We start from the raw sequence: 15,334 nt of genomic DNA on the forward strand, positions 1-15,334 counted from the left end.
GGGCATCTTCAGCGGCGTGCAGGACCATCACATCCATGCGTGCCGCCGCAGCGGGGGTTCGGTCCCGCCAGGGCGCTGGACGAGCACCTGGTTGACGCCTGTCAGTCCGTTCTCGAAGCCCAGCGCACTCGCGGCCATGTAGAGCCGCCACACGCGCGCCCGTCCGGGGCTGCTGGTGTGCACGGCGTCATCCCAGTGCTCCTCCAGGTTACGCACCCAGGCGCGAAGGGTCAGGGCGTAGTGCTGCCGCAGCGCCTCGACGTCGAGCACTTCGAGCCCGCCGGACTCCAGCGCACCGATCATGTCCGCAAGGCTGAGCATTTCGCCGTCGGGGAAGACGTACCGGGGTATGAACGAATCAGGGTCCGGGCTCGTTGGGCCCGCGTTCCACGAGATGGCGTGGTTAAGCAGCCTGCCGCCGGGCCGCAGCAGGTTGTGGAGCTGGGAGACGTAACGGGAGATCTGCTCGCGGCCGACGTGTTCGGACATGCCGATGGAGCTGATCGCATCGAACGGTCCGTCGTCCACGTCGCGGTAGTCCTGGACCCGGATGTCCACGCGATCCGTCAGGCCCGCGTCGGCCACGCGCTTGCGCGCCAGCCCTGCCTGTTCATTCGAAAGTGTTACGCCAACGACGTCCACGCCGAAGCGCTGGGCCGCGTGAAGCGCGAAGCTGCCCCAGCCGCAGCCGACGTCCAGTACGCGCATGCCGGGCTGCAACCCCAGTTTGCGGCAGACCAGGTCGATTTTGGCTTCCTGGGCGGCCTCGAGGCTGTTGGCCTGGTCATCATCTGTGTCCGTTTTCTCGTTCCAGACAGCGCACGAGTAGACCATTGACGGGCCAAGAACCAGGGCGTAGAAATCGTTGCCGACGTCGTAGTGGTGCGAGATCGCAGCCGCGTCGCGGCTCTTCGAATGGCGCCGGCCCTGTCGATGCACCTTGGATTCCTCCGGAGGCGGAGCAGGATTCGGGCCGATCGCGCCGATCCGGATCGCGGTTCTGAGCAATGTCCACAATTCCTTGGCGGTCAAAGGAGGAAATGGACCGGGCTCGGCGAACTTTCCTGCCGAGCTCAGCGCGGCGAAGCTGGCGAAAATGTCACCCGGCGCGTCGATGTCCCCGGCCACATATGCCCGGCTGAGGCCGAGCTGCCCGGGCGACCAAAGCATGCGGCGCAAGGCCCGGCGGGAACGGAACTCAATCACAGGGGCGTCGTCCGGGCCGGCCTCCGTCCCATCCCAGGCCCGCAACCTTAGCGGGATCCCTTCCGTACCGAGGACGATGGCCAGCGCTTCGGCCAGCCGTGTTGCCACACCCTTTGTCTTCGCCATGTACGTTTGCCCCTCATCCGAACTGGAAATGCTGCCTGCCTGTTCCTCATCCCACGGTTACTTGAGGGCTCTGCCCGCCCTCAAGCGCACCTGTAGTTGTTCAATCTATGGTGCAACCCCCGCCGATGTCTTGGGCCGAACGACACCTCTCACTTTCCGATCCAAAAATGATCGACCTGCGTGGAAATTGAGAGGAGGATTAAAGGGCATTCACTATGAGGAGGTCAGTGATGTGCTATCCGTATAACAAGGAATTCCGGAGGGACATTCGGAAAGAAGAGTCTCGGGAACCGGAAAAGCAGCCCGAACCCCGGGTGGAGGCCAAGGACTTCAAGTTCTGGGCTTTCCCGCGCCGGGAACGGAAGTTTACGGGCTCAGAACCGGTGGTTGACCGCACTCCCGAGAAGGTCTAGGCGAACCTGGACCAGGGTAGGCAAAAGGCCCCGCTTATGCGGGGCCTTTCCTTGAGCTGTGGTCTTCCGTTGCCCGGGTTTTCTTTGCCGTCGCCGGGGTTTCCGGGCTTTAGCCTAGAGGTCTTCCTCGGAGAGCGCCTTGGTCTCAGCCGGAGTGGGGCGGCCCAAACGTTCGTCGAGCGCCACACGCAGCTTTGCTGCGGCGACCTGGACCCTGTGCTCGGACGGGGTTAGTTGCCGGCCGCGCGAAGCGGAGACGTGACGGGGCGTCCGGGATTTCTTCTGCTCCGGTGTGCTGGTGCTCATGGCCTTCCCTCCTCCGTTCGGTCCGTACTCGTGGTTCCATTGTCGCCGATTGGTTCCGCGGAGTCCACGGCTTCGACGTCCTCGTCCCACGTTCCTTCGCCGCCGTTGGCCTCCGTCACCGATTGCCACGCGATGTCCAGCAGTTCCAGTTCTTCTTCACGGGCAAGATCGCTGCGGGCCAGGACCGCCAGGGACGCCAGGCCAAGGGCTTTTGCATCCTCATCTGCCTCCAAGGCTTTGTCCAACGCCCACTGTGTGCGCTTCCACCACTCGGCGCGGTCATCAGCCCGGGTTCTTTGCCTCAGAGCCTGAGCGTCCGCCACGGCTTTTTGCCGCAGTGTCCGCCACCCAATGAACGCGGCCAGGACGGCGCCGGCCAGGACCGCCGGGGGGCCAAGCGCGGCAACAATCTGCCACCATTCGGCAGGGGCCGACACTGCTGCTTCAAGCGGGACCGGGGACAACTTCACATAGTCAGCCTAGGCCTTGGCCTGTCGTGTGGCCGGCATTTGAACTGCCGCAGCAGCGAGTCTCCTGAGCCGGTGCACCTTTGGCCGGTACCGTTATTTCGGGGGTGCATGACATGGAGAACAGCGTTACGGACCGGCTGTGGGATAGGGACGTGCAGGAGTTCATTTCAGCCTGCCGGCAGGAGAAACTGAGCGACATTGCGTTGGACCATAGACCCGGGGCCAACGGGCGGGTGCTGTTAGACGTCTCGGCCACTTACCGGTCCCGGAAAGGGCGCATCGTGCCTGTCGGTTACCGGTGGGCAGATTCACGGTCAGGCCTGGCCGCCGAGGTTTACGCCGGTAAGGCAAAGGCACCGGCGGGCGTGGAGCTGGACGGACTGTTCCGGCTCGCACTCAGGGCGGGTCTGTGGGCTGAGCGGCGACACGTTGCCTTCGCGCTTCTGGCGGTCAGAGACGTTCAGTCAAAGGCCGACGGCGTCAGCAGCCGTTTGCAGCTTGAGTACCTGAAGGCGCTTGGCGCCAATGAGTCCGATTCGACGGCGTCGCTGCTGCGGGGCACGGGCGACTCAGCCGGGGATCCGGAGCGGATGGCGCTTATTGCCCAAGCGCGCGGGCTGACGATGCAGACGCTCAACGATCTCGCCTATTTGTACGGCAGCCGCTCTGGACACGACGAACCCTAGTAGGCCCATGCCGTTTTGCGCGAGGCCGGCCTTGCGGCGCGCACCCGGACAGCTGTGACCGGCGCCATCACTAGGCCTGCAGCACCAGTGCCTGCGACGGCGATAACCTGAGCTGCAACTTCCGCATCAATGAAGGACATGACGATTCCGCGCCGTAGTTCCAAAGCACTGACCATTGTGACCGCCGTACTTCTGTTGGGAGGCCTTGCCGGTTGCGGGGCCGTTGAGTCGGCCGGGACTGCCGTCGCTGAAGCCGTCCGCAGCGCTGTACCGTCCGTAGGCGCAGGCAAGCCAGCCCCGCAGCCGGCGGGGAACCCGGATGAGGTTTCAGCCGCGTTGGCCCGGCTTGCGGCCATTCCGGTGAAGGGCCGCGCACCGAAAACCGGCTACAGCCGCGAACAGTTCGGCCCCGCCTGGGCTGACGTGGACCACAATGGCTGCGACACACGGAACGACATCCTGGCCCGCGACCTGACCGGCGAGACCTTCAAACCGGGCACCCACGACTGCGTTGTGGCCGACGGGACGCTGGCTGACAAGTACACCGGCAAGACGATCCGGTTCGTTCGCGGCGCGGAGACCAGCTCGGCGGTCCAGATAGACCACATCGTTCCGCTCTCCCTGGCATGGCAGACCGGCGCCCAGCAGATCACCGAAGAACAGCGAAAGCAGCTTGCCAACGATCCGTTGAACCTCATGGCGGCCGACGGGCCGGCAAACTCGGCCAAGGGTGACAAAGATGCGGCCACCTGGCTCCCGCCTAACAAAGGTTTCCGGTGCGAATACACGGCCCGGATGACCGCAGTGAAGGCAAAGTACAAGCTATGGGTGACCCAGCCCGAACATGACGCGATCCAAGGCATCCTGGCCGCCTGCGCGTGATCCCGGGGGATGTGCCGCCCGGTACTTTCGCCTCTGGGGCGCAGCGCCCTAGTGGCGCCACACTGATGAGTGGTTGCCCCGGCGCCAGGCGGGCTCGGAAAGGAACCCCATGCCCAGTCACCCCTCCTGGCCTTCTCGACGTGGCGGAACGCTCGTGGCCGTGCTGGCCCTGTTCCTCTCCGCATGCGGTCAGCCCGGGCCCCAAAGTGGGCCGTCGTCGTCGGTCGGCCCGTCATCAGGCATGGGCAGCCCGGCATGCGAACTCATTACCCCGGAGATTGCAGCGAAGGCTGCACCCGGGCTTGTGCTTGTTGGCCAAAACACCCCCGACAGGCCGATGGGAAGCAAAGCGTACGTGTGCACCTATTCGAGCAAGTCCGATAAGGGTCTGACGGCGCTGTCTGTGGCCCTCATATCTCCGGCATCAGCAGCGGACATCTCCAAAGCAAAATCGACATCCGACTGCTCACCCGTCACAGGAATCGGCGACTTCGCATGCCTGCAGTGGACGGGGTATTTCCGCGGTGAGACGGGCGGCGCGTCCGCGAATGTCGTCCTGACGGCTGTCCGGGGTACCGAGACCCTCGAGATGCCCTACGTGGCGTCACCGCCCATGGCCGGGTCTGCCGTCCCGGACGGCGACGCTATGGCCCGTGCGCTCTCGCAGGCTGCAGTGGATGCCGGCTGGGGCAACGGCACCGCACTCAGCGTCCCTGCGGCACCCCCAGTGGGCCCGCAGGCAACGACGAACAACGCGGTGTGTGCCCTGATCAGTGCTGATCAGGTCAGGGAGGCGTTCGGGGCGAAGACCCAGCCGCAGGTCCTACCGCGAGAGGTCAGTTGCCGCTACACGTTCGGCGACCTTGGCACCCCGGGCCCGGACTCCCTTGTCTTCTCCGTTGAAGTCCTGGAGGGCGCGGCGCCGGCGCTGGCCGGCCCCGGCATTCACGGCGAACCGATCGACGGCGTCGGGGACAGGGCGTCCTTCACCATGAGCACCGAATCCGCCGGCCCGAAGTCCCTCCGCCCCGCCAGCGATGTGCCGATCACGATCCTGTCCGTCATGGTGGTCAGGGGCCGGAACCTCGCGACATTCAACGCGCAGGTCCTGATCTCTCCGACGGGGCCTTCGGCCGAGCAGACGAAGGATCAACTCATCAACCTCGTGCGCGGCGTCGAGTTCTAAGCGGCTCCCCGCGATGCGGTTCTACGAGGGCCCTCCGAGGACCCGCTAGCCGAGGTCGGACCCGACTGGTTCACTCTTCTATTGCGGTGCTGTGAGGGCCATCATTGGAGTGATGGGGCGCGGCGATTCAGATCGGAGATTGCCATGATCCACGCTCTGCTTTGCAAATTGGACATCCGCCACGAATGGCACGTCGAGCACACCGACGATGGCAGTCTCTACAAGCGCTGTACGCGCTGCGGTAAAGACGATGATCGCGGTGGTGGCGGATCCGGCGCGCCGGGAGCCTGGGCCGGACCAGCAGGAATGGGCTAGCAGCTACAGCGAACGATGGCGTAAAGGCAGCAGCTCCTGATGCCGGTCGGACGGCTAGTGCGTCACCGCGTTGTCAGCCCCAGTGCGGGGGACCGCGGGGACGGCGCCCGCAGCGTGGGCCGACACAGAAAAAGCCCCAGGAATCCGTGGATTCCTGGGGCTTTCAGTTGTGCGCGGAGGGGGACTTGAACCCCCACCCCCTTTCGAGGACTAGCACCTCAAGCTAGCGCGTCTGCCATTCCGCCACCCGCGCAGGTGGTAATTCGGAGATCGTATCCGCCTTTCAGCGTTTTGGATTTCTCCGAAGCAGCGAGAAAGACTCTAGCACGACTTTTCGGGAAACAAATAATCGAGGGTTGGAGGGGGCTTGTGGGTAGGCTGAAACCAACAATCGCGCGGCCCCCACGAGGAGTGAAACATGACTGAAGTACGCCCCGAGGATGAAGTTGTCAGGATCTGCCAGGAACTGATCCGGATAGACACTTCGAACTACGGCGACGGAACAGGTCCCGGGGAGCGCGCGGCTGCGGAATACACCGCCGGCCTCATCACCGAAGTGGGGCTGGACGCAGAGATTTTCGAATCGGCGCCGGGCCGGGCCAACGTGGTCACCCGGATTGCGGGGGAGGACCCCTCCGCCAGCGCCCTGGTGGTCCACGGGCATCTCGACGTCGTGCCTGCCCTCCGGGATCAGTGGTCAGTCGATCCCTTCGGAGCCGAACTCAAGGACGGCCTGATCTGGGGCCGCGGAGCCGTGGACATGAAGGACATGGACGCCATGATCCTCGCTGTCATGCGGAACTTTGCCCGGACCGGGCGCAAGCCCAAGCGGGACCTGATCTTTGCGTTTTTCGCCGACGAGGAGGCGGGCGGCACCTACGGAGCCCGGTACGCAGTCGAAAACCGGCGCGAACTCTTCGACGGCGCCACAGAGGCCATTTCGGAAGTCGGCGGCTTCTCCGCCACCATTGGCGGACAACGGACCTACCTCCTGCAGACCGCAGAGAAGGGGCTGTCGTGGCTGCGGCTGGTGGCCCACGGCCGCGCGGGCCACGGCTCGCAGATCAACACCGACAATGCCGTGACGCGCCTCGCCAGCGCAGTGTCCCGCATTGGCGAGTACCAGTGGCCCGTTGAACTGACACCCACCACCAGGCAGTTCCTTGACGGCGTGACGGAACTCACGGGGGTGGAATTCGATCCTGACGATCCGGAAAAGCTCCTCAAAGAGCTCGGAACCGTTGCACGGTTCGTGGGAGCCACGCTTCAGAACACCACCAACCCCACCCTCCTCAAAGGCGGCTACAAGCACAACGTCATTCCCGAGTCGGCTGAGGCTCTGGTGGATTGCCGCACACTTCCGGGCCAGGAGCAGCAGGTACTGGAGATCGTCAAGGAGCTCGCAGGTACCGGCGTCGACGTTTCCTATGTCCACAACGACGTGTCGCTTGAGGTGCCGTTTGCCGGGAACCTGGTGGATTCCATGATCGACGCCCTGCACTCCGAGGACCCCGGCGCCAAGGTACTTCCCTATACTCTGTCAGGCGGCACGGACAACAAGTCCCTGAGCCGGCTGGGCATCACCGGATACGGCTTCGCCCCGCTGCAGCTCCCGGATGAACTTGATTTCACCGGCATGTTCCACGGTGTGGACGAGCGGGTGCCCGCGGATTCCCTCAAGTTCGGGGCCAGGGTTCTGGACAGGCTCCTGACCAACTACTGAGTCCCTCCGCAGCCGAAAGCCACAGCAGCCACGAAAGCCAGGTCATGACACCGGAACAGATCCTCACCGACCCCCTGCTGGACCGTATCCGCGGCCGTGCCGCCCGCTATGACCGGGAGAACGGGTTCTTCACTGAGGACCTGGAAGAACTCGCCGCTGCCGGCTACCTCAAGATCTTTGTGCCGGCGTCCGACGGCGGCCTGGGCCTCGGCCTCGCCGCGGCAGCCCAGCTGCAAAGGAGGCTGGCGACGGCGGCCCCGGCCACCGCGTTGGCGATCAACATGCATTTGGTATGGACCGGCGTCGCACATGTCCTCGCCGCCCGCGGCGATTCCTCCCTGGACTTTGTCCTCCGGGAGGCGGCGGAGGGGGAGATCTTCGCCTTCGGGAACTCTGAAGCCGGCAACGATTCGGTGCTGTTCGATTCCCGGACCGTCGCAGCCCCGCAGGCGGACGGGAGCTACAGCTTCACCGGGCGGAAAATCTTCACCAGCCTGTCCCCGGCCTGGACAAGGCTCGGCATCTTCGGCAAGGACGGTTCAGCCAGGGACGGCGAGGGGGAGCTGGTGCACGGCTTCCTCGGCAGGGAGTCCGCCGGCTACGACATCCTGGAAGACTGGGACACCCTGGGCATGCGTGCGAGCCAGTCAAACACCACGGTCCTGGACGGTGCCCTGGTGCCAGCGGACCGGATCTTCCGAAAACTGCCGGTGGGCCCAAACACGGACCCGATGATCTTCGCGATCTTCGCATGTTTCGAGACCTTGTTGGCTGCCGTTTACACCGGGCTCGGCGAGCGGGCGCTGGCCCTGGGCGTCGAGGCCGTCAAACGCCGGACATCCTTCAAGAACGATGGACGCAGTTACGCCCAGGACCCGGATATCCGGTGGAAGGTGGCCGAAGCCGCCATGGCAATGGATGCCTTGTATCCCCAGCTGGCAGAGCTCTCGCGTGACGTTGATGGCCTGGTGGACCACGGCGGCCAGTGGTTCCCACGGCTGGTGGGCCTCAAGGTCAGGGCCACGGAGACCGCGCGTACGGTTGTGGACCTGGCTATCCGGGTCTCAGGGGGTTCCAGCTACTTTCGGGGATCCGAACTGGAGCGGTTGTACCGGGACGTGCTCGCCGGGATGTTCCACCCCTCGGATGACGAGTCCGCGCACAACACCGTGGCCAATGCCTGGCTGGGACCGCTGGACACCCACTAGCAGGCTAGACCGTGCGCTGCACCTGGATGACTTTGCGGCGCAACCAGAAGCGCCTGCCTCCGCCTACGTAAAGCCGGCTGCGTTCCAGTTCCCACTTGCCGTATTCGGAATGCTCAACAAGGCGCCGACGCGCTTCCGGAAGGGAATCCTCAGGGCCGACCGTCAGTACCAGATACTCGTACTGCCTCGCGTAGTCCCGCTCCCGCTGGACTGAACTGCTCAGAAAATGTTCTTTCATTGCTCTCCATTTTCGTCCTTTTCCGGCTAACGTGAAGTCATGAGCATCGATCCGCGTGTCGCGCTTCAGTCCCTGACCACAGCCCTGGAAGAACACCTGATCGCAGCCTCCGCACGGCGGGGCGAAGGAGACCCAACCGTCGAAGCGGCGTTCTTTGCCGTTGCTGATGCTTTCGAAGTCTACGACGATTCCCTTTATGAGGCCTACGGCGAGGTCACCCCGCTTGAAGTCATCGACGACGTGGACGACGAAGACGAAGAAGAAGAAGCCGAGGACGACGAAGACTTGGAGATCGTCGACGATTAGTCAGGTTCCGGGTGCCACGATTCAGGGGCCCGACAGCCTGATTCCTCCGTAACTTCAGTCCACCGCGGAAACGTCTTCCAGCGCCCGCGCGATTTCCGCAGGCACGTGTGTCAGCTGCGAATCCAGGATCTCCTTGAGCTGCACGGGAGACCTGGCCCCCACGATCGCGGTCGCCACTCCGTGCTGCGACAGCAGCCAGCTCAGGGCAACATCGATTGATGACCGGCCCAGTCCCCGCGCGGCCATCGCAACCGCCTCCACGATCCTGGACGCCGGCTCCTCCAGGTAGGGCTCCACGTAGCCGGCCAGGCGCTTCTGTGCCGCCCGGGAATCCGCCGGGATGTGCCCGCGGTACTTCCCGGTGAGCACTCCGCGGCCCAGGGGCGCCCAGGCAAACAGTCCCAGGCCCGCGTCCTCGATGGCCGGGATGAGCTCTGATTCAGGCTTCCGCTGCAGCAACGAGTATTCCGTCTGGCTCGCCACGAGCGGGAAGCCGGCCACGGCGGCGGCCTTGGCCGCCTGCCACCCTGTGAAATTCGACACTCCCGCATAGCGGGCGCGTCCCGTGCGTACCGCGAACTCCAGGGCTGACAACGTCTCCTCCAGGGGGACATTCGCATCCCAGGCCTGCGCAAACCAGACGTCGACATAGTCGGTGCCGAGCCGGGCAAGGCTGGCATCAAGTCCGGAGAGCATGCCGTTACGTGAAGTATCGACGCTGCGCCGGCCGTCCGACGTCGAAATTCCTGCCTTGGTGGAAATCACCACTTCCGAGCGGGAGACGACGTCACCCAGCAGGGACCCCAGGAGGGCCTCCGCCTGGCCATCGGCGTAGGAGGCAGCGGTGTCTATCAACGTCCCGCCGGCGTCAACGAACGACCTCAGCAGTTCGGAGGCATCCTGCTCATCCGTCTCCCGTGCCCACGACATCGTTCCAAGGGAGAGTGAGGACACGCGCAACCCACTGTTGCCGACATAACGCTGCTGCATAGCAGTTAGCTTACGGGGATTCACCATGCTTCATGACGTAGGGTCTATAAACGTGAACTGGTTTGAAGCGGCCCTGCTGGGTCTTGTCCAAGGGCTGACCGAATTCCTCCCGATTTCCTCTAGCGCCCACCTGCGCATCGTCGGATCATTCCTGCCAAATGCAGCGGATCCGGGCGCGGCCTTTACAGCCATCACCCAGCTCGGAACCGAGACAGCGGTAATCGTTTACTTCTGGCGGGACATTGTCAGGATCGTCAAGGCCTGGGCCGGCACGTTGACGCGGCGCGTGCCGACGGACGACCCGGATGCCCGAATGGGCTGGCTCGTGATTCTGGGGAGCCTCCCCATCATCGTCCTCGGCCTGATCTTCCAGGACCAGATTGAATCCGTCCTTCGCAGCCTCTGGATCGTAGCCACCATGCTCATAGTCTTCGGCCTGATCCTCGCCGTGGCAGATGCGGTGGGCCGCCAGGAGCGCGAGCTGACGAGGTTGACCTACAAGCACGGCATCTTTTACGGGTTCGCCCAGGCCATGGCCCTCATCCCCGGCGTGTCGCGGTCAGGTGGAACCATCACGGCCGGCCTGCTGATGGGGTACACCCGTGAAGCCGCAGCCCGGTATTCGTTCCTGCTGGCCATTCCGGCCGTGTTCGGCAGCGGGCTGTACCAGCTGTACAAGGTGATGTCCAAGGACGGCATCACGGGGCCCTACGGCTTGCCGGAAACGGCGCTGGCCACTCTGATCGCCTTCGTTGTTGGCTACGTCATCATCGGCTGGTTCCTGAAGTTTGTCTCCACCCGCAGCTACCGGCTCTTCGTCTGGTACCGGATTTTCCTTGGGCTGGCGCTGTACTTGCTGCTCGGTTTCAATGTCATCAGCGCCTAGCACTAGGCTTGGCCTGTGAAATCCTGGATCTCCCGCCCTGTCCCTCAGCTCCCGGGCCGCATGCCCGCCGTTCGGATTTTCGACACCGCCGTGGGGGCTTACAGCACCCTCGACGCCACGGGTGAACAATCACTATATGTCTGCGGAATCACCCCGTATGACGCAACCCATATGGGGCACGCGGCCAGCTATGTCGCTTTTGACCTGCTGAACCGGGCGTGGCGGGACGGCGGCCAGCGCGTTGCCTATGTCCAGAACGTCACCGACGTCGACGACCCCCTTCTCGAGCGGGCCACGGCAACAGGCGTTGACTGGCGCGACCTTGCCGCAAGCCAGATCGAACTCTTCCAGACCGACATGGCTGCCCTTAACGTCCTGGCACCGGACCACTACGTCGGTGCGGTCGAATCCATCCCGGAAATCGTTCCCGCCATTGAACGCCTCCTGCACCTCGGCCTTGCATACCGCGTTACCGGCACTCCCGGTGAGCCGGACGGCGACGTCTACTACGACGTCGAGGCCGCCAGCAAGCACTCCGCGGAGGCCAAGGACGCCTGGACCCTGGGATCAGTGTCCGGGCTCTCCGAAACCGAGATGCTGGAACTCTTCGCCGAACGCGGTGGCGACCCGGGCCGCCGTGGCAAGCGGCAGGCCCTGGATCCGCTGCTTTGGCGCGTGGCCCGCGACGGCGAACCCAGCTGGGCGGGCGGCGAACTGGGTTCAGGCCGGCCAGGCTGGCACATTGAGTGCACGGTCATTGCACAGAAGTACCTGCCGGCACCCTTCACGGTTCAAGGCGGAGGATCCGACCTCATCTTCCCGCACCACGAGATGGGCGCGGGACACGCATACTCGCTGACCGGCGTTCCCCTGGCACGGCATTTCGCCCACGCCGGGATGGTGGGCCTCGACGGCGAAAAGATGAGCAAATCCAAGGGAAACCTGGTGCTCGTGTCCAAACTCCGGGCTGCCGGCGAGGAACCCGCGGCCATCCGCCTGGCAATCCTCGCCCACCATTACCGCACGGACTGGTCCTGGACAGAGGCAGGCTTCGCGCAAGCAAAGACAAGGCTTGCCGAGTGGCGGGACGCCCTCACTATGGCTCCGGGGGAGTCAGCCGCCACACTTATCGCCGAGATGCGGAGCGAACTGGCCAACGACCTGAACGCCCCGGGCGCCCTCGCTGCCGTGGACCGCTGGGCCGTCGCCGCAAAGCAGCAGGCAGGGGCCGGCTCGCCGATGGACCAGGCGCTGGTCAGTGACGCCGTCAATGCCCTGCTCGGCGTCGAACTCTAACGTTGCAACAGGGAGCGGTCCCCGGCGAAATTCGCCGGGGACCGCTCCCTGTTTAAAACTGCGCCCTACTGCTTGTCCTTGCCGCGGCGTTTGAGGTAGCGCTCGAATTCGCGCGCAATGGACTCGCCGCTGGCCTCCGGAAGGTCAGCGGTGTCCTTGGCTTCCTCCAACTGCCGCACGTACGCTGCAATTTCCGGGTCCTCGGTGGCAAGCTCATCCACACCGCGTTCCCAGGCGTCTGCTTCTTCCGCCAGTTCGTGCGTGTCAAGCGGCACCTGGAGCAACTCTTCAATCTTATGAAGAAGGGCGAGCTGGGCCTTGGGGGAGGGGGCCTGCGCGACATAGTGCGGAACGGCCGCCCAGAGGGACACTGTAGGCAGGCCGGCCAGCAGCGCCACTTCCGAAAGTACGCCGACAATCCCCACCGGTCCCTCGTACTGCGAGGCCTCAAGGTTCATGCGCTCCCGGAGGGCGCTATCGTCAGTGGACGTGCTCACCGGGATGGGACGGCTGTGGGGAACATCCGCGAGCAGGGCGCCCACCAGGATGACGTAGTCCACGTGCAGGGCCTCGGCATGGACCAGCAGTTCAGCGGTATAGGCCCTCCACTTATAGGACGGCTCCGTGCCCTGGACGAAGATCACATCGACATTCGCGTCCGGGGCGCTGGCTTTGTAAATCCGCGTGGACGGCCATTTGATTTTGCGTTCCCCGGAGGACGTCCGGCGGATGGTTGGTCGTGTGAACTGGAAGTCGTAGTACTCGTCGGCATCAATCGATGCCACCTTTTTGCCGCCCCATAGTTTGTTCAGGTAACGCAAAGCGTCGCTCGCCGCTTCGCCGGCATCATTCCAGCCTTCAAAGGCGGCGAGCATCACCGTGATGCGCTGGCCTTCTGGCACGGGCTGCAGCAGCCGCTCCGGCTCGGGCGTGGCACCCGGTTCGCTGGTGTCTCCGTCGAAGCTATTCATTTCTTCACCCTACGTCCAAGACCCCGCCGGGTGCATGGAATGAAGCGCCACAAATCTTGCGCAGGCCGCAGCCGCACCGCTGCAACACAACATCCCGCCGCCTGATATTCGCCGAGGGCGTAGTGCACGCCGCCTCCCGAGGGGCGCACCGTAGACTTGGAGCTATGCGATCCTCAGCCTCCCAGCCACTTCTCAAAGCCGCTTTATGGGACATGGATGGCACTATCGTCGACACTGAACCGTACTGGATCGAAGCTGAGCATGCGCTCGTTGCCGCCCACGGCGGACAGTGGTCCCACGCGCAGGCCATGCAGCTGGTGGGACAATCCCTGGTCTTCTCGGCAGGGGTTCTCCAAAAGGCCGGAGTCAAGCTTGAGGCCCGGGAGATTATCGACTCACTGACGGCCCGGGTCGTCAGCAAAGTCCGCAAGTCCGTTCCCTGGCGCCCGGGGGCGCGTGAACTGCTGGACCAGCTCCATGAGGCAGGCATCCGATGCGCCCTCGTGACCATGTCCGAAGGGCCGCTTGCACGTGAGGTCGTCGCGGCACTGCCGAAGCCCTACTTCGAGTTCCTGGTCACCGGCGACACCGTCACCAACGGAAAGCCCCACCCGGAGGCCTACCTCAAAGCAGTCGAACTGCTCCAGCAAGGAGATTCCGCACTGACTATCGCCGACTGCGTTGCGCTCGAAGATTCGGCGCCCGGCGTTGCTGCCGCCATGGCCGCAGGAGTGGCGACCGTGGCGATCCCGCACATCGTTCCGCTACCGGACGATCCGGCCCGGGCCACCTGGCACTCCCTCGAAGGCCGCACCGTGGCCGACCTGCAGCAGTTGGTGGCCCGGCGCAGCGAATTCGCTGTAGGGGACATCGGCCTGGAAGATGCAGCATTCCGGAGCCACGGCCTTGACTGACCCGGCGGGCGGCAGCGACCCGAAGGTTGCCAATGGCCGCAGGGAAGGCATATCGCTGGGCCGCATCGCGGGTATCAGGGTAGTCCTGGCGTATTCGTGGTTCATCATTGCTGCGTTCACCGTGATTGTGTACGGACCGGTGCTGGAGGGGCAGTACCCGGACATGGGAATCACGGCCTACTACGTGGCCTTCGCTTATGCCCTGCTCCTGCTCCTCTCAGTACTTGTCCACGAGCTCGCCCACGCCCTGACGGCCAAGATCTTCCACTGGCCCACCGAGAAAATCGTGCTCAACCTCTGGGGCGGCCACACGCAGTTCGAGGGCTTCACCGCAACGCCCGGACGCTCGGTGCTGGTGGCGATGGCCGGGCCTGCTGCGAACCTGGCACTGGCCGGTGCCGGCTGGCTGTTCATCCTGGCAACGGATCCCTCCGGCGTGGCGGGAATCCTGTCCAACATCTTTGTCTGGGCGAACCTGCTCATCGGCATCTTCAACGTCCTTCCCGGGCTGCCGCTCGACGGCGGCCGCCTCGTTGAGTCCGCTGTCTGGAAAGCCACCGGAAGCCAGGAAAAAGGCACCGTGGCCGCCGGCTGGGCAGGGCGCATCATTGTCATTGCCCTAGCGGTCTGGTTCGTCCTGCTTCCGCTGGCGCGCGGCGACCGCCCCGACGTTTCACTGATGCTCATCACCGTGCTGGTGGGCAGCTTCCTGTGGATGGGGGCGTCGGCCTCCATCCAGCACGGAAGGCTTCGCAGCCGGCTGCACCTTGTCAACGCAGCGGCCCTCGCGGAACCAGCGGTCGGAATACCCGAATCCTCCACCGTGGCCGACGTTCTGCGGCTTGCTCCGCAAGGCACCCCTGCCATCGTTCTCTGCGGATCGGACGGACGTCCGGCCGGAATAGTCTCCGATGTCGCCGCCGCCTCCGTTCCCGCAGGTGCCGCAGCAACAACCCCCGCCACCGCAGTGGCGCACGCCCTCAGCGCCGGCGCCTACGTGCCCGAATGGTCCCAGGGCCAGGAGCTGGTGCAGTACCTTGCTCAGCTTGAGGGCCACGAGTATGCCGTGGTGGACCACCACGGAAAGGTGACCGGTCTGCTCCGCCAGCAGGCCGTGGTGACCGCCATTACAGGCAAAGAAATGCGCCGCGGCGGGCGCGCCAAGGCGCAGAACCGGTAGAGTTACCTGCCGGTCGTGAAATACCGCTGCTC

16 protein-coding genes and 1 tRNA gene are annotated in these 15,334 nt (G+C 64.5%); 10 read left to right on the forward strand and 7 right to left on the reverse strand.

Annotated features, from left to right (window positions below; translation table 11 throughout):
- Positions 1-27: 27 nt before the first annotated feature.
- The 3 genes from ARTH_RS10900 to ARTH_RS10915 form a co-directional block, all read right to left on the reverse strand.
- Entirely contained in the window at positions 28-1,332 is a 1,305-nt protein-coding gene (locus ARTH_RS10900; RefSeq protein ID WP_011692003.1) for a class I SAM-dependent methyltransferase, read from the reverse strand.
- Between the two features lie 527 nt (positions 1,333-1,859).
- Positions 1,860-2,051, reverse strand: coding sequence for a hypothetical protein (locus tag ARTH_RS10910; RefSeq protein WP_011694000.1), 192 nt, complete (start codon positions 2,049-2,051; stop codon positions 1,860-1,862).
- On the reverse strand, positions 2,048-2,521 hold the full coding sequence (locus tag ARTH_RS10915) for a hypothetical protein (protein WP_011692004.1): 474 nt from the start codon (positions 2,519-2,521) through the stop codon (positions 2,048-2,050). Before ARTH_RS10915 ends, ARTH_RS10910 begins: the two co-directional genes overlap by 4 nt.
- Positions 2,522-2,634: 113 nt before the next feature.
- Here ARTH_RS10915 and ARTH_RS10920 point away from each other — a divergent pair, with 113 nt between their 5' ends.
- The 3 genes from ARTH_RS10920 to ARTH_RS10930 all read left to right on the forward strand — a co-directional run bounded on the left by ARTH_RS10920 (position 2,635) and on the right by ARTH_RS10930 (position 5,275).
- Positions 2,635-3,207: a hypothetical protein gene (locus tag ARTH_RS10920; protein WP_011692005.1), complete on the forward strand. Its 573-nt coding sequence runs from the start codon at positions 2,635-2,637 to the stop codon at positions 3,205-3,207.
- A 129-nt stretch (positions 3,208-3,336) separates the two neighbouring features.
- Positions 3,337-4,089 (forward strand): HNH endonuclease family protein, encoded by a 753-nt coding sequence (locus tag ARTH_RS10925; protein WP_011692006.1) that lies wholly within the window; start codon positions 3,337-3,339, stop codon positions 4,087-4,089.
- Between the two features lie 403 nt (positions 4,090-4,492).
- Positions 4,493-5,275 carry a hypothetical protein gene (locus ARTH_RS10930; RefSeq protein ID WP_232223509.1) on the forward strand — a complete coding sequence of 261 codons (783 nt, stop codon included), beginning with the start codon at positions 4,493-4,495 and terminating at the stop codon, positions 5,273-5,275.
- Positions 5,276-5,760: 485 nt separating this feature from the next.
- Here ARTH_RS10930 and ARTH_RS10935 read toward each other — a convergent pair.
- Positions 5,761-5,843: transfer RNA gene (locus ARTH_RS10935), tRNA-Leu, on the reverse strand.
- A 165-nt stretch (positions 5,844-6,008) separates the two neighbouring features.
- On the opposite strand from ARTH_RS10935, the gene ARTH_RS10940 reads away from it, so the two are divergent.
- Positions 6,009-7,313, forward strand: a complete 1,305-nt coding sequence (locus tag ARTH_RS10940; RefSeq protein WP_011692008.1) for a M20/M25/M40 family metallo-hydrolase — start codon at positions 6,009-6,011, stop codon at positions 7,311-7,313.
- Positions 7,314-7,357: 44 nt separating this feature from the next.
- Positions 7,358-8,521 (forward strand): acyl-CoA dehydrogenase family protein, encoded by a 1,164-nt coding sequence (locus tag ARTH_RS10945; protein ID WP_011692009.1) that lies wholly within the window; start codon positions 7,358-7,360, stop codon positions 8,519-8,521.
- A gap of 4 nt (positions 8,522-8,525) precedes the next feature.
- Here the strand turns inward: ARTH_RS10945 and ARTH_RS10950 are convergent, their stop codons facing one another.
- Entirely contained in the window at positions 8,526-8,759 is a 234-nt protein-coding gene (locus ARTH_RS10950) for a DUF5703 family protein (RefSeq protein ID WP_011692010.1), read from the reverse strand.
- 39 nt (positions 8,760-8,798) lie between these two features.
- Here ARTH_RS10950 and ARTH_RS10955 point away from each other — a divergent pair, with 39 nt between their 5' ends.
- Entirely contained in the window at positions 8,799-9,065 is a 267-nt protein-coding gene (locus ARTH_RS10955) for a hypothetical protein (protein WP_011692011.1), read from the forward strand.
- A 54-nt stretch (positions 9,066-9,119) separates the two neighbouring features.
- On the opposite strand, the gene ARTH_RS10960 is transcribed toward ARTH_RS10955, so the two are convergent.
- Positions 9,120-10,055 (reverse strand): aldo/keto reductase, encoded by a 936-nt coding sequence (locus ARTH_RS10960; protein ID WP_011692012.1) that lies wholly within the window; start codon positions 10,053-10,055, stop codon positions 9,120-9,122.
- A 52-nt stretch (positions 10,056-10,107) separates the two neighbouring features.
- On the opposite strand from ARTH_RS10960, the gene ARTH_RS10965 reads away from it, so the two are divergent.
- The gene (locus ARTH_RS10965) at positions 10,108-10,941 is read left to right on the forward strand and encodes an undecaprenyl-diphosphate phosphatase (RefSeq protein ID WP_043429776.1); all 834 of its coding nucleotides are present in this window, start codon (positions 10,108-10,110) and stop codon (positions 10,939-10,941) included.
- A 15-nt stretch (positions 10,942-10,956) separates the two neighbouring features.
- A complete protein-coding gene (mshC, locus tag ARTH_RS10970; RefSeq protein ID WP_011692014.1) occupies positions 10,957-12,237 on the forward strand; it encodes a cysteine--1-D-myo-inosityl 2-amino-2-deoxy-alpha-D-glucopyranoside ligase in 1,281 nt (426 codons plus the stop codon).
- Positions 12,238-12,302: 65 nt separating this feature from the next.
- Here mshC and ARTH_RS10975 read toward each other — a convergent pair whose 3' ends face one another.
- A complete protein-coding gene (locus ARTH_RS10975; protein ID WP_011692015.1) occupies positions 12,303-13,208 on the reverse strand; it encodes a PAC2 family protein in 906 nt (301 codons plus the stop codon).
- Between the two features lie 164 nt (positions 13,209-13,372).
- Here ARTH_RS10975 and ARTH_RS10980 point away from each other — a divergent pair, with 164 nt between their 5' ends.
- Positions 13,373-14,122 (forward strand): HAD family hydrolase, encoded by a 750-nt coding sequence (locus tag ARTH_RS10980; RefSeq protein WP_083812691.1) that lies wholly within the window; start codon positions 13,373-13,375, stop codon positions 14,120-14,122.
- On the forward strand, positions 14,091-15,302 hold the full coding sequence (locus ARTH_RS10985; protein ID WP_011692017.1) for a site-2 protease family protein: 1,212 nt from the start codon (positions 14,091-14,093) through the stop codon (positions 15,300-15,302). The genes ARTH_RS10980 and ARTH_RS10985 overlap by 32 nt, the downstream gene beginning before the upstream one ends.
- The last annotated feature ends 32 nt before the right edge of the window (positions 15,303-15,334 follow it).

The sequence above is a fragment of the Arthrobacter sp. FB24 genome (assembly GCF_000196235.1).
Taxonomy (GTDB): Bacteria; Actinomycetota; Actinomycetes; order Actinomycetales; family Micrococcaceae; genus Arthrobacter.